Genomic DNA, 23,372 nt, shown 5'->3' on the forward strand with positions numbered 1-23,372 from the left:
ACCGTTAAGCCGGCAGCCAGCTAGGCAGCGCGCAGACTGCCGCCATCCAGCCATTCGAGATCGGCTTGCGAAAGCGTGATGTCGAGAGCGCGCAGGCTGTCGTCCAACTCATCCAGCGTGCGTGGCCCGATCAGCGGGATGGATGGGAAGGGCTGAGCGAGCACATAGGCCAGCGCAATATGGATCGGGCTCTTGCCCAGTCTCGCGGCAAGTTCGATCGCCCGGTCGCGGCGGCCGAAATTCCGCTCGGAGTACCAGACCCGCACCAGCTCCTCATTGTCTTGCTTGTCCCGACCTGCGCGATCGGTGAAGAAGCCGCGCCCCTGGCTCGACCAGGCGAAATTCGGCATCTGCCTGGATGTCAGCCAGGCCTTCCATGCATCCGTGGAGGACGTGACGCAGCCTGCCCAGATCGGCTCCAGCATTTCAGCCAGCGAGAAATTGTTGGACAGCGCGCCGGGCTTTTGCTTGCCGGTGCGTTCGGCATAGGCAATCGCCTCATCCATGCGTTCCATCGTCCAGTTCGAGCCGCCGAACGGGCCGCGGATGCGGCTTGCCTTCACCTCACGATCCATCGCATCGACGAATTCGCCGACCGGCACATCCGGATTGTCGCGGTGCATGAAGTAGACATCGACATGGTCGGTCTGCAGGCGTTCGAGCGACTGGTCGAGCTGCTTGCCGATCACATCGGGATAGCACAGCGGCGAGTGCGCGCCCTTGGCGATGACCACCGATTGCGCGCGTACGCCACGGTTTTTCAACCACTCGCCAAGCAGCTTCTCGGTATAGCCGCCGCCATAGACATAGCCGGTATCGAAAAGATTGCCGCCGGCCTCGAAAAAGGCATCGAGCAGGATCGAGCCTGAGGAAAAGGTACGGAAATCCTCGAAGCCGAGCGCCACCACCGATGCCGGCTTCGACAGGCCAGGAATGGTGCGCTTGGCGATCGCCGTGCCGCCGGACCGCAAAGGCCGGCCGGAGATGGTATTGATGCGTTGCTGGGCCTTCTCGATCCCGTATTCGAGGCCGGCGGCCGCCCGCCATTTGTCCAGTACACGCAAGGTGCCGAGGCTTTCCGCCCATGCCATGCCGGGCCAGGCGAATTCTTGGCCGCCGGCGCGGATGGCCTCACCGGCTGCGTCGACCTCGAAGGAATAGACATGACGCTTCTCGTTGACGCTGATGGTCTCGCGCGTGCCATCGGATGCGATGACGTCGATCCGGCCGAGACCAACGTCGCGGTTGCCGCCGGCGAACCAGAAGTCCGGCACCTCGATGCGGCCTTTGGTGCCGAGGATGCGCAGAACATTGTCCTGGTTAAGCGAGATGCTGCAGGAGACTTCGGCGACAATGCCACCCGGGAAATGCAGCAGCGCCGAGGCCCATTCGTCGACGCCGGACTGGCCAAGATGGGCAGTACCGACCACCTTGTCAGGCTCGGCGAAGGGTTTTCCGGCCGCGGCGCCGGCAATCAACCGCACCATCGAGACGGGATAGCCGCCGACGTCAAGAATGCCGCCGCCGGCGAGATCGTTGGCGTAGAGCCGGTGCTCCGGCATGAAGCGCGGCATCGCAAAACCAAAGCTCGACTTGATCATTCTGATCTCGCCGATGACGCCCGATCTGATCAGTTCCACCAGCTTCAGCGTCTGCGGATGCAGCCGGTACATGAAGGCTTCGCCGAGAAACGTGCCGGCCTTGCGCGCGGCATGCATCATGGCGTCGGCCTCGAAGGCGGTCAGCGCCAGCGGCTTTTCGCACAGCACATGCTTTCCTGCCTCGGCCGCCTTGATCGCCCATTGCGCATGGCCGGGATGCGGTATCGAAATGTAGACGGCATCGATTTCGGGATCAGCAAGCAGCGCATCGTAGCCATCGACGATGCGGGCGCCGGGGAAACTCTCGGCGAGGCCGGGCTTGGCGGGATTGCGGGCACCGATGGCGACCAGCTTTCCGGTGCGCGAATCGGCCACGCCACCGGCAAAGGACTGGGCGATGCTGCCCGGTCCGAGGATGCCCCAGCGAATGGGCGTGGTTGCGGTCATTGTCATTCTCCTTGAAGGCTGGAAACGGCGGCCGGTCAGCGCAGCCGCAGTCCTTTTTCGTCGAACAGGTAGGATTTGCGGATGGAAACGGTGATCTCTGATGTGTCGGGGACCTTTGTCGCGTCGCGCTGGATCACCACGTCGTCACCATTGGCCGTTCTTGCGTAGAGGAAACTTGTGCCGCCCAGGTGCTCGACCACGTCGATGGCAACCACAAGGTCGGCGTCGCCCTCTCCGGCATTGCCGAAATGTTCGGGCCGCACGCCGACAATGACCTTGCTGCCGATTTTTGGGCTGCCCATTTCGGGTGCAGCGCCGGTCAGCGGTTGCGTGATGCGGGTCTTCTCCTGACCCGCCAGATCGACCACCACGCCACCCGCATCGTGCCCGACAACCCGGCCCTTGATGAAGTTCATCTTCGGCGACCCGACAAAGCCCGCAACGAACTGATTGTCGGGGTTGTCATAGAGATCGAGCGGCCGGCCGATCTGCTCGATATGGCCGGCGCGCATCACGACGATCCTGTCGGCGAGCGTCATCGCCTCGGTCTGGTCGTGCGTGACATAGATCATTGTCGTGCCGAGTTCCTTGTGCAGCCGGGAGATCTCGACGCGCATCTGGACGCGCAATTCGGCGTCGAGGTTGGAGAGCGGCTCGTCGAACAGGAACACCTGCGGTTCGCGCACGATGGCGCGGCCGATGGCGACGCGCTGGCGCTGTCCGCCGGAGAGTTTTTTCGGGCGCCTGTCCATCAATTCGCTGATGCGCAGGATCTCGGCCGCCCGCTTCACCCGCCGTTCGGTGTCGGCCTTTGGATTGCCGGTCATGCGCAAGCCGAAAGAGAGGTTCTGTTCGACGCTCATATGCGGATAGAGCGCGTAGGACTGGAAGACCATGGCGATGCCGCGGTCGGCCGGCTCGACATCGTTGACCACCTTGCCGCCGATGGCGATCTCGCCGCCGCTAATGTCCTCGAGCCCGGCGATCATCCTGAGCAGCGTCGATTTTCCGCAGCCGGAGGGGCCGACGAAGACGACGAACTCGCCGTCCTTGATGTCGATGCTCGCGCCATGGACGACCTCGAAGACGCCGAAGCGCTTGACGACACTGTTAAGCGTGACCGTTGCCATGCTGCCCCTTACTTGACCGCGCCGGCGGCGATGCCGGCGATGAAATGGCGCTGCAGCAGCACGAAGACGACGAGCATCGGCACCGTCAGCATCACCGCACCCGCCATGATGCCGCCCCATGACACCTTGGTGAGGCCGATCAGCGTGCCGAGCGCTACGGGTGCTGTCATCGAACCCGGCTGGCTGTTGATCAAAAGCGGCCACAGATAATTGTTCCAGGAGGCGAGGAACAGGATGATGGCGAGTGCGGCCAGCATCGGCCGCGCCAAAGGCAGCGCGACGAAGAGGAAGATGCGCCATTCCTTGACGCCCTCGACGCGCGCCGCATCGAAGAGATCGTCCGGCATCATCGAAAAACTCTGCCGCATGAACAGCACGCCGAGCGAATTGAACAGCGGCGGGACGATCAGCGCCACCCAGGTGTTGGCGAGCTTGAAGTCGCGCGCCACCATGATGAATTGCGGGATCAGCACGACCGCATAGGGCAGCGTTATGGTGCCGAGGATGATGGCGACAACCACGCCCTTGCCGAAGAACTGGTAGCGGGCCAGCGCCCAGCCGGCCATCGACGTCAGCAGCACCGACAGGAATGTGTAGGTCACCGCCACCGAGACCGAAATGCCTATGGCGCCGACGAAGTTCGTGTCACGCTGCAGATTGTTGAAATTGTCGATGAAATTGCCGTGCGGCAAAAGCTCGATGCCGGGGCTGAAGATGCCGTTGTCCGGCATGGTCGAGAACACGACCATCATCCACAGCGGAAACAGCCAGATCAGCGCCAGCGGCGTCAGGAACAGATGCAGAGCGATGCTGCGTCCCAATCTGGCTGCGGAGCGCGAACTCATTTCGGTTCCCTCGTCAGCCACAGCTGCGCCAGCGTGATGGCGATCGCCAGCCCGGCCATGGTGTAGGCGACGGCCGAGGCGTAGCCGAAATTGAGCGACCGAAAGCCCTGGCGGTAAAGCAGCAGGCCAAGCGTCTCGGTGCCGCCGCCCGGCCCGCCGCGCTCGGTGATCAGGAAGGGCTCGGTGAACAGCTGCATGGTGCCGATGATCGACAGCACGAGGCAGAACACGATGACCGGCTTGAGCAACGGCAGGGTGATGTAGAAGAACTGCTTGAGCTTGCTGACGCGGTCGAGCGTCGCCGCCTCGTAGACATCTTCGGGAATGGACTGCATGCCGGCGAGCAGGATGATGGCGTTGTAACCGGCCCAGCGCCAGGTCACCGCGATCATGATCAGCGCCATCGCCGGAGTGACGTTGGAAAACCAGTCGACCTTGGGCAGGCCGATGCTGTTCAGGAGCTTGTTGATGATGCCGAAATCGAGGTTGAACATCAGCCGGAACACCGCCGAATAGGCAACTTCGCCGACCACCACGGGGGCGAAGAAGGCAAAGCGGTAGAGGCCGCGCGCCTTCAAGAGCGGCGAGTTCAAAAGCACCGCCATGACGAGCGCCAGCGAGATCATCACCGGCACCTGGATGACCAGGATGAGCAGCGTGTTCTTCAGGGCGTTGAAGAAGGCCGGATCGCCGATCAACCGGCCCCAGTTGAAGCCGGGCGCGAACCGCCACGGCACGGTACGCGTCGCCTGGAAGGAAATCATGAAGGAGCTGATGATCGGCCATACCCAGAAGATCGCGAAGATCAGCAGATAGGGCGTGAGGAAGCGATAGGCCGTGGCGTTGCGATTGCGCATCTTCCTCCTCCTTCATTTCGTTGCCGCTTCGGCCATGGCCCGCAGCAGCGGAGCCGGTTTGCCAGCAAATACAGGTCCCGTGGGAGAACCCCACAGGCCGCGACCAGGTCCGGGCGGCGCAAACGCCTGTCCCGGACCCGGCTTGGGAGGTTATGACTTGACGGGCAGTCCGGTTGCCGCCGCGATCTGGCTTGCGGCATCGTCGAGTGCCGTCTTGGCGTCGGGGTAGCCGCCGGCCAGATACTTGGTCTGCACGGCGCGGACGATGATTTCGGCGTCGCTCTGGAACTGCGTGCCGCGGCTCGGAACAACCTTCGGCAAGGTGCCGAGAATGTCCTTCCACACCGCCTGGCCGCCCCAATAAGGCAGGCCTTGCGCGACATAGGGATCGTCAAGCGCCGAGATCAGGGACGGCACCAGGCCGAACTCCTTCAGCATCGTGATCTGGCCTTCATTGGTTCCGAGCGTGTATTTCAGATAGGCGTAGGCGGCCTCCTTGTTCTTCGACGCCGAGGTGATAGCCAGTGAGGAACCGCCGAGATTGGCGGCGCGCGGCCCGTCGGCGGTGAGGCTCGGCATCAGATAGACGCCCCATTTGCCGTTTTCACCGGCAGATTCGGTGCGAATGGTGCCCTCATACCAGCCGCCATAGATCTGGGTGGCGACGGTGCCGGCGGTGTTGTTGGTGATCTTGGTGCCCCAGTCGGCCGACGAGATGATGCCGGCGTCCTTCATCTCCTTGACCTTGGTCATGGCATCGACGCATTTGGGCTGGTTGACCGTGATCGATTGTCCGTCCTCGGAGAAATAGGCGCAGCCCTGTTCGTTGGAGATCATGCGGAAGAATTCCGAGTCACCGTTGAAATCGGCATTGGTCATCGAGACGCCTGGGTTGGCGGCCTGGATTTTCTTGCCGGCGGCGATGAAATCATCCCAGGTCTTGATCGAAGTCGGATCGACGCCGGCCTTTTCGTAGAAGTCGCGGCGATAAAAGGCGGCCACCGGGCCGGAATCCCACGGCATTGCGTAGGCCTTGTCGCCCACTTCCAGCTCGGTGCGCTTGAAATCGGGGAACTTTTTCTGGTCGTCGGCTGTGTAGCCCAGCGTATGCAGGTCGACGAAGCAGTCGGGGAACTGGCTCCAGTAATTCTCGGCCTCACCGTTCTCGACGGTGACGATGTCGGGCAGGCCTACGCCGCCGGCGGCGCAGCCGGCGATCGACTTGTCGTAGGTTGGCTGGTTGCCGAGATCCTGGACCGTGACCTTGACGTCGGGAAATTGCTTGTTAAAGCCGGCAATGGTCGCCTTCAGCGATGAAGCCGCGACATTCCAGCTCCAGATGGTGATTTCGCCGGATTGCGCGAAGGCCGGGGCTGAGCCCAGGGCAAGCGCGAGCGCGGCGCAGGTCATTGTGATGCGCATTGAAATCCTCCCATTCATTTGCTCTCTCACTGTGAGCGTGGCTAGACTATGCAGTGGGCAAGGCCTGTCGCCGTCAAAGGGAATATGAAATTGGCGGAAAGTAAGATGCCTGAACGGCCGTTCTACCAGCCTGGGGCCAGCAGCGTGGAAGGCCTGCCGCTGCTCCTGCAGATGTTTCAACACCAATCCGCTGGTGATGCTCAAGCCGCACTGGCACGCCCAGGTCGAGGTTAATTTCATCGTGCGCGGCAGCGTGCATTACCTCATGAACGACCACGAGATTTCGCTTTCGGCCGGCGAGATGTGCCTGTTCTGGGGTGGCCTGCCGCACCAGATGGACGATTTGTCCGACGACGCCATCTATGCCGGGGCGCATCTGCCACTGGTGCACTTCTTCCGGCTGCACCTGCCCACCGATATAAGGCACCGGCTGATGACCGGCGCGACACTGGTGACATCAGCCACCGACCAGTCCGACAACCATAATTTCGAGCGCTGGAACCGCTACGCCCGGTCCGGCGACCAGGCCAAGGCCGAACATGCCGTCAACGAATTGCTGCTGCGGCTGGAGCGGGTGCGGTTCGAGCCCTACCGGCTGGTATCCGCAACTCCGACCGACCAGGAAACAGGCAGCCCCTTCGACCAGCAATCGTCGCGCAATGTCGGACGCATGTGCGATTTCATCGCCGAAAACTTCCTCTACGACATCGATTGCGTGAACATCGCGGCGGCCGCCGACATCCATCCCAAATATGCCATGAGCCTGTTCAAGAAATCCACCGGCATGACGCTCAACGAGTATGTGAATCTGTTGCGGCTGAGCTATGCGCAGGCGCTTTTGATGCATCAGGACGCCAATGTGCTGCGCGTCGCCATGGATTCAGGCTTCGGCTCGCTCAGCGCCTTCAACAAGTCGTTCCGCAAGCTCGCCGGCATGTCGCCCTCCGATTTTCGCCGCGGCGTGACCGGCGTCAGATAGGCGGCGGCGACCAGTGGCGCGTCTGAGCCGCAAATGCATTGGTGCGCCTCGATCGCCGGCTAAAGGCAGTGCCACGGCATGTCAGCCGGCAATAGCGGCACGGACAGGGATGGCGAAGGCCGCATCGTGCCATGCCGTGCCCGATTCCGGCCTGCAAGCGGCATGGAAACCGGGGCACCGCACGGCATCGCTTTTCCTGCCCGAAATCGCCCACTAGGCGCTGGACAGGCCGAATTCCCGTGCTATAACCCACGCGCTTTCAAGGGGCGCCCACGGCGCCTCGATGAAATCCGGTCAACGCGTTTTCGTTTGCCGGAACAGGCCCAGATAGCTCAGTTGGTAGAGCAGCGGACTGAAAATCCGCGTGTCGGTGGTTCGAATCCGCCTCTGGGCACCATCCCCTCTTCTCCCGACACTCCCTTTCGCCGAACCTTCTACGCTGCAATTTCTGCAAGCGACTGGAATTGTTGATCTTTTGCGGTCGCCTTGCGCAATTTAGCGGGACAGGGAGCGCTTCGGGCGCATTTGGTCCAACGAGGCGGGGGGATGGTATTTCCGTTGGTATTCGACATCCTGATGGTATCTAAACAGCCAAGGGAGACCTGACGAATGCCCCTCTCCGACGTGAAATGTCGAAACGCCCGCCCTGCTTCCAAACTCGTGAAATTATCTGACGGAGGCGGGCTGCAGCTATGGGTACAGCCCACGGGCTCTCGCCTCTGGCGGGTCGCCTACCGCTTTGAGGGCAAGCAGAAACTGCTCGCGCTGGGCAGCTATCCCCTTATCTCTCTCGCCGAGGCACGGGAGGCGCGCGATGATGCTAAAAGGCTCCTGCTAGCTGGCGTCGACCCTGGAAAGGAACGCAGCTTGCGGAAGGCCGATTCGGCTAAGGACTCCTTTCGCTCAATCGCGGACGAATATGTCGACAAGCTAAAGAAGGAGGGACGTGCCGACCGGACGATCAGCAAGGTCAAATGGCTGCTCGACTTTGCCTATCCGATTATCGGCGATAAGTGCATTCGGGAGATCGATACGGCCACCATCCTTGCCGCCCTCCGTCGCGTTGAGGTTCGCGGTCGATACGAGTCGGCCAGGCGACTGCGCTCCACCATCGGCAGCGTGTTTCGATACGCAATCGCCACCGCACGCGCCGAGACAGATCCGACCTTCGCCCTCAGAGGCGCACTCATCAGTCCGACGGTAACGCCTCGCGCCGCGATTACCGATCAGAAGGCCTTGGGCGGTTTGCTGAGGGCGATCCATGCATTTGACGGACAGCCTACAACCCGAGCCGGTCTGAAGTTGATGGCTCTGATGTTTCCCCGCCCCGGCGAGCTTCGCTCCGCTGAATGGGAAGAGTTCGATTTTGAAAGCTCGGTATGGACCATCCCTGAAGCACGCATGAAAATGCGACGTCCGCACCGCACACCCCTGTCAAAGCAGGCGATCAGCGTCCTGACTTCACTGAGAGAAATCTCTGGTGATGGATCGCTGCTGTTTCCTAGTGTTCGATCGGCTTCGCGTCCGATTTCCGACAATACCCTTAACGCCGCACTGCGTCGTATGGGTTACAGCAAGGAAGAAGCTACCGCGCATGGTTTTCGAGCAACGGCATCAACTCTGCTGAACGAATGCGGCAAGTGGCATCCGGACGCGATAGAGCGGCAGCTGGCCCACATCGAGAACAACGACGTTCGGCGCGCCTACGCCCGGGCAGAGCACTGGGACGAGCGCGTCGAGATGATGCAGTGGTGGGCCGATTATCTGGATGAACTCAAGAGCAAAAACCTGCGGGTGATCTCAATCGAGGGACGCCGCAAGCCTGCTGTCCACACACCAACGCGACCATCCACTTTGAACCCAACAGCCGCCGTTCATCAAACGCCGATACAAACCTCCAACCGGCGGAAATCATACTGACCGTCGAAAAACGCCACAACTCGACGCCAAATCGTAGGCCCGCATTGTCAGATTTTCCGGAGAGAAAGTTGACAGCGTTCGGCGGGAAGCTGCCGTTCTGCAGCCGACCCCATTTCCGTCATTCAAGCTGCCGATGGCCGGTTCCGAAACCGGCCATCTACCCGGCCCGGGGCCGCGCGCTATTAGAGCGAGAATCCCGTGGGCAGTGTGCGGTCCGTCCATTTCGCCGGCATAGTCCGTGGATCCGCTATCCCCGCCCGACTTTAACCTCCACAACCTTCCTCTCCATAGATCCGGGACAAGCCCTTGATGCGCGTCGCGATCGCGTCGACGAGGCGACAAACGATCTCATGGATGATCCCCTCCTGGCGAAGCTCTTGGGCGCACTCCGATGCCATATCGGGCATCACCGCGAGCTGATGGCGGATGGTCCGCACCGTGTACTCGCCGCCAACCTTTGCTGAGGACGCACAGCGCCCCCAGTGGCGCGGCATGATCTCCTCGATGGGATAGACTCTGTCGATCTTCATCGCCAGTTTAAGGTCGCGCATCTCAGATTGGATCTCTCCCCCGAGGTGCGGCAGAATGGAGGAGATGTCGTAGAGCGGAGCTAGGCGGGCCTCGCCCTGGGCACCGAGCAGTATCGAGTAGTTCTTTGCATGCGCGTCCGTGCCGACGATGATCCAGTTGAAGACGTTCGCGGCCATGAAGATCTGACGGTCTTGGACGGGGTCGAGGGAGGCCGACAGCACCCTTCTGGAGATCGTCGTGATACCTGGCCCACCCTGGTTCTCGTACTTGAGCGTCGGCATCACCGACAGGGCCTGGCACATGTCCTCCTGATGGATGCGGATGGTCTTGCCCTCGATGTTGCGGCGGTCGTAGCGCTCGATAACGATCGCCTTTTCGCCTGCGAAGTCGAGAACCTGGCTATGTGCAGCGTCCATGCCGAGCTTGGATGCAAGCTGCAGGCAGAAATGCTCGTTCTCGGTATGCCCGTGCAAGTGCGGCAAAGGCGGCTTGAAGATGTGTGTCGTGGGTGTGTCGCCTAGAGGGATCCCCCAGCGATTGCTGCCCTTGTCGAAATGGAACGCCGTCTTTGCCTGCGCACCAGCGAGACTGAACTGACCAGGATCGCCAATTCGCCGGGTCGCTGCACCATCCTTGCGCAGGTCGCGCAGGCGGTCGCCGATCTGCGCCTCGGTGAGCAACTCCACGTTCTCGCCGCGGGAAACCTGGTCGCCACGAGGAAGGAACTGGACGGCGCCGGCGCAGTCGCGGCCGACATTCTTGAGCAGGGCAAACGGGTTTCGCGCGGAGACCTGGAACCTCTGCGCCCATCTGGCGAGGGTCTGCTCATTATCCGGCAGCAGACCCCAGAGGAATGCCTCGACGACCTTGCCCTCGTATGTCCTGGTGATCGTCGGCATGGACAGGGAGAGCGGGATCGCCACCCGGCCCTCCATCCATGCCTCGTGATAGGAGAACGAAAGCTTGCCGCCCTGCAGGTGGTGGAGCCACCCAACCAGTCTGCCAGCGATATAGACGTCGAGGGTGTCGATGGGGTTCACCATGATCATCGTCACCTAGAGCTTGTAGGGAATCTCGTCGTCGTCATCGTCGACATGCCGTTCATCGGCATTATGATGATGATCAGCAGCCGACGTCGGCGCCGGCGGGATCTGAAAGTCCAGCTCCACACCAAGCGTGGTCAGCGCCAGCAGCACGTTGCCGATCTCGGCGCTGGGCTTGCCGTTCTCGATCCACGACACCCACGTCTGCGTGGTGTTGATCATCTTGGCCAAGGCAGCCTGGGACAGGCCGCGCCGGGTGCGGGCCTCCTTGATCAGGATACCAATGTCGCGAGCTGTTCTGATCTTCATGGCCTATATGATTTTTCTGCCTGAGCTAGCCCGATATAGGACCCTATATGACGGGTGTCAATATACGCTGGTATATCAATTTACCGCTATATATAGGTTGCCATATCGGCAGTCCCCATATACGAGCCGATATAAACTGCGCCATGCAAACATTTTCGGCATGTGCGATCAAACCTTTCGACACGGTACCATCGAGAATGACCGCGCGCTGGTCGAGAACTGGAACGACGTTGTTGGGCCGGGAGCGGACCGTCCCCATTTGGAGGAGATCGCAACAAGCTGTCGTTAGGCGGCAGCTGACTCTGATCAGAGGCGAGCGCTTTCACTACCAATCTCGAGCAGGTCTTCACAATCATGTAGCCAAGCTGACAATGTCGCGACAGAAACTTCAACATCTGCAGCTGTCCTGAGGGCGCACTCCCAGACGATGGCGACCCGCCACTCCATTTCCCGGAGCACGGTGACCGCTGCAGCATCACGACGCACATTTTTGGCAAATTTCTCCTGCCAGAATTCGGGACGTGTCGCGGGCATGGTCGCATAACGGCATCCGGGGTGGCGATGCCAGAAGCAGCCATGAACAAAGATGGCGGCGCGAAAGCGAGGCAGGACGACGTCTGGATTGCCCGGCAATTCCTTCGCGTGGATTCGGAATCGCAGCCCTCGTGCATGCAGCGCGGCACGCAGGCGACGCTCCGGCCGCGTGTTCCTGCCGCCGATTCCCGCCATCATGCGCGACCTTGTATCGTTGTCGACGATATCGATCATTTGACGCCTGGATTTATTGAGGCCGCCTACCGGGCTTGGGACAACTTCACAAAGCAGCCCTAAACCATTACCTCAAGGGCTGCAGAATGGGCCTGCACCGGTCCCCAACTGGAGCCGGTGGCCATTGCGGAGTGCCCTGCCTGCCTGCTGACCCCTGTTTCGCACTAGCGCCGGCATTGATCAAGCAAATGCGTGGCCTTCTCACGTAGGACGCTCGATCGCCGCCGTCAGTCTTGTCGATCGGCCTTCAACCTGAGCCATTCCGCCTCGATGACGCCCACTCGCGCGAACGATGTGCCGATGTCCTGAGCGATACGCTGGGCATGAGCCGGTTTGAGCTGCGCGATCCACTGCGGGTCCCTACTCTTTCCGGTAAAAGCGAAATCCTTGCCGCCACCGGCGGTCACCATGCGCTGGTCACCGGCCTGAAAATCATCAAGCCATAGCTGATCACGTGGCTTCCCCAGGCTGAACAGTTCGACGAAGCCCTCTTTTGCCGGCAATTCGACCACGATGCCCTTGCCCTGACCTTTGCCGACACTAGGTCGAAGGTCCCAGAACGGGAACTGGTACCAAGCGCCGGGCTTCAGCCGGACACAGTCACAGAGTGGCATCAGACATATCGCATACCGTATCTCATCGGGCTTGCCTTCCACCGGCTTGGCGTACCGCACGATAGTCCCGAAATCGAGGTATCGATCCTTACCGTATTGGGTCCGAGAGGCGTAGAGGGCGGCCAATCGTTGCGCCGCGAAGGCTTTCCCAGGGTCGAGCTCGTCGTGGAGATCCTTCAGCTGCTTCGGGTTCAGCTCAATTTCCTTGCGAACGTCAACCGGCCCCTCCTTCAGAAGCTTAATAGGGTACTCACCCGGCTTGGTCGCCGCCTTGGCCTTGGTCACCCAGGCAGTTCTGATCGTCATGGCGTCGATCGCGTCCTCGGCAATCTTGGTAGCATCGGTCAGACTGATGCTGGTGTCGATCATGACAGCGAGCGCTTCCTCGGCCAGGAGCTCTGGAATCTGCTCGAAGGCATCGTCACCGGGATAGATGAGGCCACGGTGGGTGAGGAATGCGCCGTCCATATCCTTGCGGAACTTGTCCAGGATCTTCTTGGTATTGGTCCGGACGCTCGCCAGCCCGTGCAGGGCCATGGAGGGTAGGATACCCTCGTGCATACGCGCGAATTCGGTGATAATGCGGTCTGCTAGGTCGACTTCCTTCACCTCGGCCTTATTCTGATCAGCCGGGCGTCCGGTGGTCGACGGTTTGCCGAGAACGATGATGCGCGACGACCCGGCATTCAGGTCGAAAGGACCGTCAGTCTTGATGTCGAGCCCTTGCTGTTTGAGTGTGTCATACAGCTGAGAGGCGACATGTTGAAGGTTGGGGGTGGAGGTGTAGACGGCGCATAGTCTCACGTGATGCGGCACCGTAGTCTGAGCCGCCGTCATGAGGTGGCCAAGCAATTCGATGACCTTCTTGCCGGGCTCGCCGTGAAAATCCCAATCTAGGATCACAGCATCGGCGCGCTCGCATAGCTTAAAAATCTCCGATTCCGGGTCGGTATCGAAATTCCTCGACGGCTCGTAAAGGGCGCAGACCATACGCTGCCTGGCAAAGCTCTCCACCAACTGCTTCGGATGGTACAGGCCGCCCGCCGGATCGACTGTCTTGACCGCCTTCTCGTCATCCGCTGGCCGTGCCGCATGATCCGCCGGTTCGGAAGGCTGCATCACCTTGGCGTAAACCTGCATACGCCGGGGGCCGATATCGCCGACTTTGACGTCTTCTGTCGCCTCGCGCACGGGCACATATATCTCGTCATCAACGAACACCACGCTTTGCAAGTATTTGCGCGCGGCGGTCAGAGCGAATTCCTGTGCTGACGTCACTTACGGGCCTCGATGTTCTTAATGCTGATGGCGAAGGTGATGGCGTAGTCCGCCCGCGGCGGTTCGCTCAGAGCCAGGGACAACCCTTCGGCTTCGAGGGCTTTGGCGGAGATGAACAGGCCGAGACCCCGACCGCCGGTCTTGCGACTGAAACCCCGCTCGAAGATGCGCTGGCCGTCAACCGGCTCGATCGCTGGCCCGTTGTTCGAAATATAAATCCCATTCGCATCCGCATGGAGCTCGATCCGTCTGTCCGAGGATACCGAGTTCAACCAGTGGAGGGCGTTGTCGACTATGTTGATGACCGCCGGATACAGCGTCGAAGGGTAGCACTCGACAACGGCATCGACGAACGCGTCCGTGGGGATCAATTCTACCTTGTGGCGTTCGAGCCGGTTGGCGAATAGGTCGTTGCAGTAGTTCAGAATTTCGCGCCCGTCGATCCTTACCGCCGCTCGTTGCAAGCGGCGTTGCAACGGAGTGAACAAATTCAGATGTCCGTCGAGGTGCTCGAAATTGGATCTGATCGACTCGTAAAGCGGCCGCAAGCCGTCGCTTCGGCGTGAAATCTGGCCCAGTTCCTGAATGCTTCTCCGGACGCGTTTAATCGAGGCGGCGAATTCGTGGTTGATGATGGCGACGGCCAGGCCTAGCTGAACCATCTCGAAATCCTCGTCGGCCTGCTCTTCGAGCGCCAACATCCGCTCTTCCATTGCCTGCATGACCTGCGCCGGTTCCTCACCGTCGGAGGCCCGCAGGTTTTCGGCCAAGGAAGCCAGCATATCGCGCGCAGCCATCAATGCATCGCGATGGCGCCCTTCAATTTCCGTCAGTTGGTCTTCCCAACGGCGTCTCATTTCGTCGATGCGCTCGGGGTCCATACCCGCGAGATCAGTTCGATTGAGGTCCGCCTCGATGGCACGAACGGTTTCATCGAGGGCCAGGCGGGCTCGCTCGGTAATCGTCAAAACGGTCTGTCGTGTATCGGCCGCTGTGGCGTTGGCCTGACGGCTCGCTTCGGCCAGGTCTTTCTTGCGTTCGTTGGCGAGCGACTTGATTCGCTCCTCGAGCCGCTTGCGCTGGTCGACATAGACCCGTGCCTGTTCGGCTACCGCGCCGAGCGTTCTGGCGACCTGCTGCTCGAACGGAGCGAACACTTCGGCCTCAAGGCGTTGCCTCTCAAGGGCATAGCCATCCCAATCACGCTGCAGTTCCTTACCTAGAGCCACGCCGGCGGGTCGTTTCTTGGTGTATTTCTGCCTCAGCTCGGAGATCGACTTGATAGCTTCCTGCTCTGCGCGGATAAGCGCAGTTGCGGCTTTATCCTGATCGGGAAGTTTGGCAGCTGCGTCCATGCGCGATTGGGTCAGGTGCATTAGGTTCGCGACTTCCGACGTCGGCAGGCCTGAACGAAGGTCCTCCGAAAAGGCGTCCAGGGAGTTGGCGAAGTTCCGCCTCTTCGTTGCCGACCGTTTCTGCTGGCGCTCAAGGGCGGCGGAACGCTTACGGATTTCGCCTTGGGCCGTTTCGAATGCTTCGGCATTGGCACCCGATTTTCTGAAGAACTCGGCGGCCAAGTAGATCAGTAGGTTGATCAGGATGTCACGGATCTGCCGGTAGGCTTCATTCTGCTGGAACCCCTCACGTCCGGCCTTTTCTTGCAGTTCGTAGTTATCGGCGCGGGTCAGCTGAACCGCACCGAACATGCGCCTTGCCGAAAAGAAATAGTAGCCCGCGCCCTTGTTCCGGCGCTTCTCCGTATCGATCCAGTCGAACGAATAGTCGCCGTAAGGCAGAATTCTCACGCCGTCCCGATAGACGTAGAGACCGCCCATATGGTCCAGCTTGTCGTTGAGCGGATGATAAATCTCGGGTGGAAGCAAGGATTCCGTCGGTCGTCCCATGAGGTAGCCGAAATTGATTGCGAAGGGGCCGCACTTCGTCATCCGCCCGTTGGCGGCGCCCCATGGAATGACAAGATCATAATCCTTGTCGTAGACCCGCAGCATTCCCTTAAACTGGCCGAACGCATCGACCCTGCCGTCCAATAGGTGATCGGACAGTTCGAGAAGCTCGTGCCGAGAGAAAAAAGTTTTGGGGTCGAGAAGTTCTTCGCCTGCCGTGTCGCCTCCGCGCCAGCGCCGGAATGAAGTGGTCAGGCGAGGCGAGCTGTCTTCCGCGAACACCGCGTCGGAGAATCCGAGGAGTTGCTTGCGGAACCCGTAATCGTCCTCACGCTCTTCGTTGGCTAGATCCAGCTTGATGACGGGATTGCTCGGGGCAATCAGAAAATGTGTGCCGAGCCCGCCCGCATCCAATGTGAGATGGTCGTCCTCAGTCTCTTTTAGATAACTGTACACGCTGCCGAGATCTGGTTGGAAGCCCTCGATATCTGAGATGATCCGATCGACATCCGCATCTGGATGGTCAGCATGAATTCTACGCGCGCAGTCAATGAGTTGCCTGCGCATGCATTCGAGCACGTCTACACTCGGCAAGCCGCCGCCGACAACCGTTTCGACGGGCACCTCGATCTCCTCGAGGTTGAGGCCGGGAATCTCAAATAATCCCCAGTGCAAGAGGCCCGCAACCAGGTCATGCGTACCATCGGCACGTACGGCCCGGGTGAGGACGAGGGTCTGTTCGCCGAGCAAGGCGATGGCCAGTCGCCCGATGCCTTTCTCGCCGGTGATCGGTCTGGGCCACGCATCCGTTGGCCGATAGGGTGGGGTGCTCGCGATCGCCTTGCTCTCCGTCCCGAGGACCAACCACTTGTTGACGAAATCGGCCTCTGTCATTCCGATGCCGTTGTCGCGCACGATCAGGAAGCCTTCACCGTTCGCGCCGAAATCCTCGAAGAAATCGACGGCGATCCGTTCGGCGTAGGCGTCATGGGCATTCTTGAACAGTTCGACCAAAGCGTTTTGTACGCCGGCAATCTGTTGCCTGCCTAACATGTCGACCGCACGTGCGCGCGTCTGGATCCTAGCCATTGCGGACCGAAATCAGGTGCTCGCAGTTGCGGCGACAGCATGGCGTGGCGGTCCTTGCCCCCTTGCCCTGCTCGACGCGGATCAGCATGCGCGTCGAGTCGATATCGGTCACCTTGAGCGCCACGATCTCCGAGACCCGCAACCCGGCGCCGTAGGCGGTGCCGAGGGCGGCCTTGTACTTCGGACCCGGTGCGGCTTCGAGCAGCCGCGCCACCTCCTCGACGCTCAGCACCAGCGGCAGCTTGCGCGGCTCGTGGATGATCGTGAGACGGCGGGAAAGATCGGGCCGGTCGAGCGTCACGGTGAAGAAGAAGCGCAGCGCCGAGACCGAGCTGTTGATGCCGGGCGTGCATGCCGGCTTGCGTCTGGTGCAGTTGGAAACGGCGAAGATCCTCAGTCGTTGCCGTGTCGGGCGAGCGCCCGATGAAGGCTGCAAACGCCTTCACGCAACGGATATAGTCACGGCGCGTATCCTCGGTGAGGCCGCGCATGGACATGTCTTCGATCATGCGCTCGCGAAGCGCGCTGCTGGATGGATGCGTAGGGACGGTCATCGGATGCTCCTCTCAAGCTGAAGGTTGACACTTCATGCTCGGAGGCCGATGGCCGTCCGTCACCCCTGATCGATCAAAGCCTCACCGACGCTGCCGACGAAGCACACACCCCAAAGCCCGCGCCCCTCCCGCGAGCGGGTTCGTTCTCTGGCGCAAAGCGGACGCGAAGGCCGGCGCTTGGAATGTCGATTAGACTAGCTAAGGTAAAACATCGAACGGCACGGTATGTCAGCAACGCAAGTATAATCTCATCCGAGATTATGAATCGCTACGCCAGGCACAACAGTCTTGGCGATCTCGCACAGGTGCTGATGATGCGTGAGGTAGATTACCTGACCGGCACTCGCCATCTCTCCAAACAACCGGAAAACCTCCTCTGACCGGAAATGGTCGAAGGTTTCCATGATGTCGTCGGCAATGAAGGGCACGGAGGGCCGAAACTGTGCGAACTCGTAATATCCTGCAAGCCGCAGGGCCAGATAAAGCTGAAAACGCGCGCCCTTCGACAGCCCGTCCGCGACCTTGGACTGCCCGTCGCGCTGTAATGCGATGAGCACTTCGCCACCCTTGACCGGTTGGGTTGTCAGGCCTGAGTACTGGCCACGCGTCATAAGCGCGAAAGCGTCGGATGCCCGCGCCATCATTCCGGATCGATGGCGCTCCCGATAGACGCGCAGAGCGTTCCCGGCGGCCATGACGCCCAATTTCAGCTCGATGTAGCGGATGGCCTTTTCTTGGATCTCCAGAAGGACTGTGCGTCGTTCGGCATCTATGCGGGCAACAGCGCTGTCGCCGCCGATATCGTCCAGCTTGTCGGCCGCTCGCGTCTGCCGAATGAGTTGTTGCTGTATCGCTTCGACAAGATCCCGAAGCCGTTGCTCGCCTTCAGCCTTCTCGATGGCCAGGCTATTCAGATCGAGAACATCCAATATCGAACGCGCCTGCTCGAACCCTTCCACCGCGAGCTCGGCCGACACCTGTTCCTCGAGTTCGGCGACCGTAGCGCGCAGACGATCCCTGTCGCGCAGGAGTTCGTCTCGTTGCACGACTTCGGATAAGGTGGATACGCCAAAGACGCTCAGGACCTCGTTCTTGCTGCGCTCATGGCCGAAATTTCAGCATCGAGGATCTCGCGACTATCCTGCAATCGCTTCAGGTCGTTGGCGAGGTTTGCTTTCGCCTCGCGCGTACGATCGGCACGCTCCAGGCGCTCGGCAAGCCGGATTGGCCTGCTGCCGGTTTCGTGGACACCGAGATAAGGTGCCTGGCGAAGGACTATCCCATGGTCGCTCCGAACTATTCGGCCGCCCGATCAGCGCTGGCAAAATCGTTAGATTTGGGAAGGAAGGCTGCTCCGGCCAAGAAACCTTCCTAAAGCGTAAAGCGAAAGCCTGATCTCAAATTGTGCGAAACGCTCGCTGGGACCGGCGGCAACGCGGTCAGGATCAAGAACCTAGCTGCTCCAAAACGACACCAAGCGCTAACCTTTGTCCAGTGTGGAAGATGATTGCCTTCCTGGTTTCTCAGACGCGCCGGCGCCCGGCAGACCTTCCTTTCTGGCCTTGGCAAACGCCCGGTCGCCTTCCAGGAACCCGACCAGCATAAAGGGGATCAGTTCCGCCACCGTTTCGGACTCGCCATAGGTCTCACGGTAAAGTGCGGCATAGTCGTTGAGTGCTTGGCTCAAGTCGGCGGCAACGGTGATGGTGATCTTCGAAGGTGTCCGGTCCGGAAGTTTTCCGAGTTTCAGGTTAGCCATGAAGTCCTCCTGTTCACCCCGTGTATGGCCGCAACACGAGGTCCTTGTGCACGATGACGCGCAACGGCCAACCAGGGCGGACGGTGATCGTGGGTTGGACGTTCAGGTTCTTTTCAGTGATCCGTTGGCCGGCTTGACTGACGTTCTGCTGGGTGGATTCACGAATCGCCTTGACCAAGTCGCTTTCGTTTTCCCCAAAGGTCAACTCGGTACCAACCCCCAGCAATGTGGCCACGGCGATGCCCTTGATCAGCTGCCAAGTATGGAAATCCACCTTGTCCTCGAGCCCGGCATAGCCGGCCGCGTCGGTCACGGGCAGATTGTCGATTTCGATCGATGAGCCGTCCGGCATCACAATGCGTTGCCACACCAACAGAGCGCGCCTTTGGCCAAAGGCTACAACGCTATCGTAGGTGCCGATCAGCCGTGAGCCCTGCGGGATGAGCAGGATGCTGCCGGTGACGCTGTCGCGCACATTCTCGGTAACCTGCGCGACGACGAGGCCGGGCAAGTCGGAATTGATGCCGGTGATCAGGCTTGCCGCAATCACGCTGCCGGCCATGATCTGATAGGGCGAGGCCGGCGTCTGCCGCGCATGCGGATTGTAGATCCCGCTGGTGTTCCGTTGATCGATAAAATCGAGCTTGCGCTGTTGGTTGTTCTGGTCGCCCTCGGCCGGGGCGACGGAAGCTCGCGTGCCTTCGGTATCTGGCTGCTGAGGCGCCGTCTCGAAAGGTGAACGTCCGCCCCGCCCATTGCCAAAAGCTTCCGTCTGCTGGGGCCGGTTTTCGATGCGGAAGAGGACTTGCGACTCGCGCGCTTCAATGGCTTGTTGTGCAAGCCGCTGCGCCTCGGCGGAAACGTCTTGCCCGGGCGCGATGCCAAGCTGGCGCTGGTGCTCGAGAATAGGACGGCCGAGATCCCCGGGCAGCGGCGGTCCAAGCACCGGAGCCTTTGGCTTAATCCCGGAATAGTCCTTGGGCAGCGATTCAAGTCCCTCGGCGGTCGGCTTGCGGTCGGTGCTGTAAAGCTCTTCGGCCTGCTGCTTCAGGCGCAACGCAGGCCCCTGCAGCGCCATCATCGTGACGCCAAAAACGGCGCCGGAACCAACAGCAGCGATCGCGACGATTATGCCGCGCCTGAACCGCACCGCTCGGCGGGGCGAGGCTCGCAGCTGCAGCTGTTCGGGATTGAGCTTCGGCGGAGCATTCGGATGGGAAGTATCGGTCATGAGCCTCCCCTCACCTGCCAAAACGCGAAAACAGCGAAACCCGCCGCGGAGGTTGCCGACCGTCGGTTCTCGTAATGCGCACCACCTGCTGCTGTTTGGTGCCCAGCCTTAGCTCGGCCGCAGCAAAGAGGCGATCGACGATGTAGTAGTTGCCGTGCATCCGATAGTTGACGAGCTGGTTGTCCCCGTCAGCACCGACGATGAAGAGCGGTGGCGCCTCGCCCTGATCGATGCGCTTCGGGAACTCTATGTAGACCTTGCTGCCATCATCGAAGGCGCGGGGCGGTCTCCACGGCGGCGTGTCGCCGGTGATCGAATAGCGGAAGCGGATGTTTTCGAGTGCTACGTTCGAGGCCGCGGGCATTTCAGCCTCGGCCTGAGCGTTGCGCCGCCGAAGCGCCACGAGTTGGTCTTCGCTGTAAATCCAGGAGAGCGCCGCCATGGCAGTTTTCTCAGTGCTTTGAAGCTGCAGGTGATAGGATCGCCTGTCCGTCGTGATGACCAGATTGGTGGCAAGCCCCGGCGCGAATGGCTTCACCAGCACATGAGTGCGCTGGTCATCGCCTGAGCCACTAACGGTGTCACCGATCACCCAACGGACCGTATCGCCGGCTGAGACCGAGGTCAGCTTCTCGCCCCGCTGCAATGAGATATCTGTGACGCGCTCCGGCGCGGCGTAGAGCTGGTAGAGCGCGCCGTCGGCAAAGGGGTAAACCTGCACCGCATTGACATAGCCAAACTTGGTGGGTTGTTGCGTCGCCGCCTTGTTGGCATCGGCGACCTGTTCTTCCGGCGAGCGCTTATCTGGGGCGGGCTTGCCGGGTGCGGGCATCAACTGACCAGGCAACGGTAACGGTTTCGGCACTTCCACGACCTTGACCGGCTTCTCCGGCGCCTTCTCGATCGCGGCTGGTTTGAAGTCCTCGTGGTCATAGGAAATCTGAGGCGGCGGCACTGGCTTCGAGGCACAGGCCGAAAGAACCGCAGCAGACGCCGACAGGATCAAGGCAGCACGAAGCAATGGGGGTCTATTTGTCATTGGCGGGCTCCTTAGGGGAAAGGGGGGTTGGCGCGGCGCTGTCGAGCTCGCGCGACCAGTCGATGGCGTTGATGAAGACGCCGAGCGGGTTCTTGCGCAGCTGCTCGGTTGTCCTAGGCGGGCGGATGAGGATGGTGAGAATCCCAATCCAGCGCGTCGTGCTGGCGAGGCTGCCGCGCTCGAACACCTGCTCGGTCCATTTGACCTGGAACGAGCTGTCGGAAGCCCTGACCACGCTGGTCACCTGCACTGATACGCTGCGCGTGCCGATTTGGCCGAAAGGGTCGTTCGCCTTGGCATATTCGTTGAGGAAGAGCGCCGCTCGGTCGGTGGCAAAGTCGTAGGCCGACAGCCAATTCTGCCGCACCAGAACCGCATCGGTGGAAACCGAACGAACATTCTGGATGAAGCGGCTGAGATGCCAGGCGATCTGGGCATCGTCGGGCTGGTAGTTTTGGACTGCCGGCGCGACCGCGTGCGCCTCGCCAAAGCGGTCGACCTCGACGACATAAGGCACGACGCGGCCCTGCATCGACTGCCACAGAAGCCCACCGGAAAGCCCCGTCGTCAGAGCCAGGCAGCCAAAGGCCATGAAGCGCCAGTTCTTGGCCTGCACGCGCGCCGCGCCGATGCGCTCATCCCAGAGTTGGCTGGCCTTCTGGTAGGGTGTTACGGGTTCGGGCGTCTTTCCATAGCGCTGAACGGGTCGCTTGAAGAGCATCTAGTCTTCCTTGTCATTGAGGGAGGGATTGGCGCCGCTTCCGCCCCGATCTCCATCGCGCACCGCCTGCGTGGCAGCATTGCGATGGGCGCGTGCGGTCTGTTCGGAACGCAGACGCCTTGCCCAGGCAGGCGCGGCCGCGGGAGCTATAACTGGAGAGCTTCCGCTCATCGAGCTGGTCGGCATGCCGCCGGTCGCGGTCCAGCCGGCATCGCGACCGGCGTCGGCACTACGGCGGAATGGTTCTGCTGCGGATCGCATTCCCCGCATCGCGGCGCCGCTAGCGGCACTCGCAACCCCCTGCAGCCCAGCAGCTACCCCGGACAGCCCGGACTCGGGCGATGTCGCGCGCCCCGTCTGCCAAGCGACGGTGGCAGCGGACCCCACGGCGGCGCCGGCACGGACTGCGGCGAGGCCGCCGCCTGTTGCCATGCGCGCGCCGGCAAACGCAGCGCCTCCGGAAACGAGCGTTGATCCAGCTGCGGCCGCCGTTGTTCCAAGTGCCGCGCCGGCGCCAAGCTGCGGCGCGCCGGAAACAATGCCCGAGGCAATCCCGGGGCCGAAAATGCCGAGCCCAAGCAGCGCCAGCGCACCCAGCACCTGAGACATGGCCGCCGCCAGGTCCGGCTCCTGGCCCTGCAGGGCGGAAGCGAACTCGCCAAAGAGCGTGGAGCCGATGCCGACGATGACGGCAAGCACCATCACCTTGATGCCCGACGAAATCACATTGCCGAGCACGCGCTCGGCCAGAAACGCCGAGCGGTTCCAGAGCGCGAAGGGCACCAGGACGAAGCCGGCCAGCGTGGTGAGCTTGAACTCGAGGATGGTGATGAAGAGCTGGATGGAAAGAATGAAGAATGCGATGAGGACCAGGAACCAGGCCAGAAGCAGCACGAAGATGGTGAGCGCGTTACCGAAGATCTCGGGGAAGCCTACAAGCTGGCTCGCTTGATTGAGGAGCGGCCAGGCGCCCTCGAAGCCGGCCGCGGCAATGCGGCCTGGCCGCAGGAGACTGTCGGCGGACAGGTTGCCGGCCGATGCGTTGATGCCGAGACCGGCAAAGGAGCGGTAAATTATGTCGGCGAGGTTCTTGAAATTGTTCAGGACGAAGGCGAAGGCGCCGACATAGAGCACTTTGCGAACAAGCCGGCCAAGTATGTTGGGCTCGCCGCCGAACGCCCAGACCAAGCCCGCGAGCGTGATGTCAATGCCGATCAGAATGGTGCTGAGAAAGGCGACGTCGCCCGAAAGCAGACCGAACCCACTGTCAATGTAGCGGGTAAAGGTCTCCATGAAGCGATCGATGACTCCGAGGTCGTTCATGTCGCCGC

17 protein-coding genes, 1 tRNA gene and 3 pseudogenes are annotated in these 23,372 nt (G+C 61.1%); 4 read left to right on the plus strand and 17 right to left on the minus strand.

The features are described from left to right. Positions 1 to 20: 20 nt before the first annotated feature. From NKH06_RS16315 to NKH06_RS16335, 5 genes are all read right to left on the minus strand, one after another. Positions 21 to 2,048 carry an aldo/keto reductase gene (locus tag NKH06_RS16315; RefSeq protein ID WP_352676224.1) on the minus strand — a complete coding sequence of 676 codons (2,028 nt, stop codon included), beginning with the start codon at positions 2,046 to 2,048 and terminating at the stop codon, positions 21 to 23. A gap of 35 nt (positions 2,049 to 2,083) precedes the next feature. Then, on the minus strand, positions 2,084 to 3,178 hold the full coding sequence (locus NKH06_RS16320) for an ABC transporter ATP-binding protein (protein WP_023809270.1): 1,095 nt from the start codon (positions 3,176 to 3,178) through the stop codon (positions 2,084 to 2,086). Between the two features lie 8 nt (positions 3,179 to 3,186). Further along, positions 3,187 to 4,023: a carbohydrate ABC transporter permease gene (locus tag NKH06_RS16325; protein ID WP_352553766.1), complete on the minus strand. Its 837-nt coding sequence runs from the start codon at positions 4,021 to 4,023 to the stop codon at positions 3,187 to 3,189. Beyond that, positions 4,020 to 4,880, minus strand: coding sequence for a carbohydrate ABC transporter permease (locus NKH06_RS16330; RefSeq protein WP_352441091.1), 861 nt, complete (start codon positions 4,878 to 4,880; stop codon positions 4,020 to 4,022). Before NKH06_RS16330 ends, NKH06_RS16325 begins: the two co-directional genes overlap by 4 nt. Before the next feature lie 150 nt (positions 4,881 to 5,030). Further along, positions 5,031 to 6,302, minus strand: a complete 1,272-nt coding sequence (locus tag NKH06_RS16335; protein ID WP_023809274.1) for an extracellular solute-binding protein — start codon at positions 6,300 to 6,302, stop codon at positions 5,031 to 5,033. A 105-nt stretch (positions 6,303 to 6,407) separates the two neighbouring features. Here NKH06_RS16335 and NKH06_RS16340 point away from each other — a divergent pair. From NKH06_RS16340 to NKH06_RS16350, 3 genes and pseudogenes are all read left to right on the plus strand, one after another. Further along, positions 6,408 to 7,281: pseudogene (locus NKH06_RS16340) on the plus strand (helix-turn-helix domain-containing protein). 321 nt (positions 7,282 to 7,602) lie between these two features. After that, positions 7,603 to 7,678, plus strand: a tRNA-Phe gene (locus tag NKH06_RS16345). Positions 7,679 to 7,890: 212 nt separating this feature from the next. Next, the gene (locus NKH06_RS16350) at positions 7,891 to 9,201 is read left to right on the plus strand and encodes a tyrosine-type recombinase/integrase (protein WP_352809070.1); all 1,311 of its coding nucleotides are present in this window, start codon (positions 7,891 to 7,893) and stop codon (positions 9,199 to 9,201) included. 263 nt (positions 9,202 to 9,464) lie between these two features. Here the strand turns inward: NKH06_RS16350 and NKH06_RS16355 are convergent, their stop codons facing one another. The 7 genes and pseudogenes from NKH06_RS16355 to NKH06_RS16390 form a co-directional block, all read right to left on the minus strand. After that, the gene (locus NKH06_RS16355; protein WP_352794735.1) at positions 9,465 to 10,775 is read right to left on the minus strand and encodes a type II toxin-antitoxin system HipA family toxin; all 1,311 of its coding nucleotides are present in this window, start codon (positions 10,773 to 10,775) and stop codon (positions 9,465 to 9,467) included. A gap of 12 nt (positions 10,776 to 10,787) precedes the next feature. Continuing rightward, positions 10,788 to 11,084, minus strand: a complete 297-nt coding sequence (locus NKH06_RS16360) for a helix-turn-helix domain-containing protein (protein WP_352576291.1) — start codon at positions 11,082 to 11,084, stop codon at positions 10,788 to 10,790. Between the two features lie 306 nt (positions 11,085 to 11,390). Beyond that, positions 11,391 to 11,852 carry a very short patch repair endonuclease gene (locus NKH06_RS16365; RefSeq protein ID WP_352794734.1) on the minus strand — a complete coding sequence of 154 codons (462 nt, stop codon included), beginning with the start codon at positions 11,850 to 11,852 and terminating at the stop codon, positions 11,391 to 11,393. Between the two features lie 227 nt (positions 11,853 to 12,079). Further along, on the minus strand, positions 12,080 to 13,744 hold the full coding sequence (locus NKH06_RS16370; protein ID WP_352809066.1) for a response regulator receiver domain: 1,665 nt from the start codon (positions 13,742 to 13,744) through the stop codon (positions 12,080 to 12,082). Then, positions 13,741 to 16,701 (minus strand): ATP-binding protein, encoded by a 2,961-nt coding sequence (locus NKH06_RS16375; protein ID WP_352794732.1) that lies wholly within the window; start codon positions 16,699 to 16,701, stop codon positions 13,741 to 13,743. Before NKH06_RS16375 ends, NKH06_RS16370 begins: the two co-directional genes overlap by 4 nt. A 59-nt stretch (positions 16,702 to 16,760) precedes the next feature. After that, positions 16,761 to 17,291 (minus strand): annotated as a pseudogene (locus NKH06_RS32035) (tyrosine-type recombinase/integrase); the annotation flags it as partial. A 248-nt stretch (positions 17,292 to 17,539) separates the two neighbouring features. After that, positions 17,540 to 18,337 (minus strand): ATP-binding protein, encoded by a 798-nt coding sequence (locus NKH06_RS16390; protein WP_352893425.1) that lies wholly within the window; start codon positions 18,335 to 18,337, stop codon positions 17,540 to 17,542. Positions 18,338 to 18,555: 218 nt separating this feature from the next. Between NKH06_RS16390 and NKH06_RS16395 the strand changes: the two are divergent. Further along, positions 18,556 to 18,666, plus strand: a pseudogene (locus tag NKH06_RS16395) (MucR family transcriptional regulator); the annotation flags it as partial. Positions 18,667 to 18,771: 105 nt separating this feature from the next. Here NKH06_RS16395 and NKH06_RS16400 read toward each other — a convergent pair. The 5 genes from NKH06_RS16400 to trbL are packed head-to-tail and all read right to left on the minus strand — an operon-like array spanning position 18,772 to position 23,364. After that, positions 18,772 to 19,050: a DUF2274 domain-containing protein gene (locus NKH06_RS16400; RefSeq protein WP_352794729.1), complete on the minus strand. Its 279-nt coding sequence runs from the start codon at positions 19,048 to 19,050 to the stop codon at positions 18,772 to 18,774. Positions 19,051 to 19,063: 13 nt separating this feature from the next. Further along, positions 19,064 to 20,281, minus strand: a complete 1,218-nt coding sequence (locus NKH06_RS16405; RefSeq protein WP_352794728.1) for a TraB/TrbI/VirB10 family type IV secretion system protein — start codon at positions 20,279 to 20,281, stop codon at positions 19,064 to 19,066. A 10-nt stretch (positions 20,282 to 20,291) separates the two neighbouring features. Further along, entirely contained in the window at positions 20,292 to 21,320 is a 1,029-nt protein-coding gene (trbG, locus tag NKH06_RS16410; RefSeq protein ID WP_352893426.1) for a P-type conjugative transfer protein TrbG, read from the minus strand. Then, on the minus strand, positions 21,310 to 22,041 hold the full coding sequence (trbF, locus tag NKH06_RS16415) for a conjugal transfer protein TrbF (protein WP_023772758.1): 732 nt from the start codon (positions 22,039 to 22,041) through the stop codon (positions 21,310 to 21,312). Before trbF ends, trbG begins: the two co-directional genes overlap by 11 nt. Beyond that, the gene (gene trbL / locus NKH06_RS16420; protein ID WP_352794726.1) at positions 22,042 to 23,364 is read right to left on the minus strand and encodes a P-type conjugative transfer protein TrbL; all 1,323 of its coding nucleotides are present in this window, start codon (positions 23,362 to 23,364) and stop codon (positions 22,042 to 22,044) included. Positions 23,365 to 23,372 lie beyond the last annotated feature (8 nt).

It is taken from the genome of Mesorhizobium sp. M1342 (assembly GCF_040317955.1).
Taxonomy (GTDB): Bacteria; Pseudomonadota; Alphaproteobacteria; order Rhizobiales; family Rhizobiaceae; genus Mesorhizobium.

What these genes read in the sequence shown, in the direction of transcription:
- NKH06_RS16315 (WP_352676224.1), bottom strand. Translation starts at nt 2,048, where the DNA reads ATGACCGCAACCACGCCCATTCGCTGGGGCATCCTCGGACCGGGCAGC.
- NKH06_RS16405 (WP_352794728.1), bottom strand. Translation starts at nt 20,281, where the DNA reads ATGACCGATACTTCCCATCCGAATGCTCCGCCGAAGCTCAATCCCGAA.
- NKH06_RS16400 (WP_352794729.1), bottom strand. Translation starts at nt 19,050, where the DNA reads ATGGCTAACCTGAAACTCGGAAAACTTCCGGACCGGACACCTTCGAAG.
- NKH06_RS16320 (WP_023809270.1), bottom strand. Translation starts at nt 3,178, where the DNA reads ATGGCAACGGTCACGCTTAACAGTGTCGTCAAGCGCTTCGGCGTCTTC.
- trbL (WP_352794726.1), bottom strand. Translation starts at nt 23,364, where the DNA reads ATGAACGACCTCGGAGTCATCGATCGCTTCATGGAGACCTTTACCCGC.
- NKH06_RS16360 (WP_352576291.1), bottom strand. Translation starts at nt 11,084, where the DNA reads ATGAAGATCAGAACAGCTCGCGACATTGGTATCCTGATCAAGGAGGCC.
- NKH06_RS16330 (WP_352441091.1), bottom strand. Translation starts at nt 4,880, where the DNA reads ATGCGCAATCGCAACGCCACGGCCTATCGCTTCCTCACGCCCTATCTG.
- NKH06_RS16325 (WP_352553766.1), bottom strand. Translation starts at nt 4,023, where the DNA reads ATGAGTTCGCGCTCCGCAGCCAGATTGGGACGCAGCATCGCTCTGCAT.
- trbF (WP_023772758.1), bottom strand. Translation starts at nt 22,041, where the DNA reads ATGCTCTTCAAGCGACCCGTTCAGCGCTATGGAAAGACGCCCGAACCC.
- NKH06_RS16355 (WP_352794735.1), bottom strand. Translation starts at nt 10,775, where the DNA reads ATGGTGAACCCCATCGACACCCTCGACGTCTATATCGCTGGCAGACTG.
- NKH06_RS16365 (WP_352794734.1), bottom strand. Translation starts at nt 11,852, where the DNA reads ATGATCGATATCGTCGACAACGATACAAGGTCGCGCATGATGGCGGGA.
- NKH06_RS16350 (WP_352809070.1), top strand. Translation starts at nt 7,891, where the DNA reads ATGCCCCTCTCCGACGTGAAATGTCGAAACGCCCGCCCTGCTTCCAAA.
- trbG (WP_352893426.1), bottom strand. Translation starts at nt 21,320, where the DNA reads ATGACAAATAGACCCCCATTGCTTCGTGCTGCCTTGATCCTGTCGGCG.
- NKH06_RS16335 (WP_023809274.1), bottom strand. Translation starts at nt 6,302, where the DNA reads ATGCGCATCACAATGACCTGCGCCGCGCTCGCGCTTGCCCTGGGCTCA.
- NKH06_RS16375 (WP_352794732.1), bottom strand. Translation starts at nt 16,701, where the DNA reads ATGTTAGGCAGGCAACAGATTGCCGGCGTACAAAACGCTTTGGTCGAA.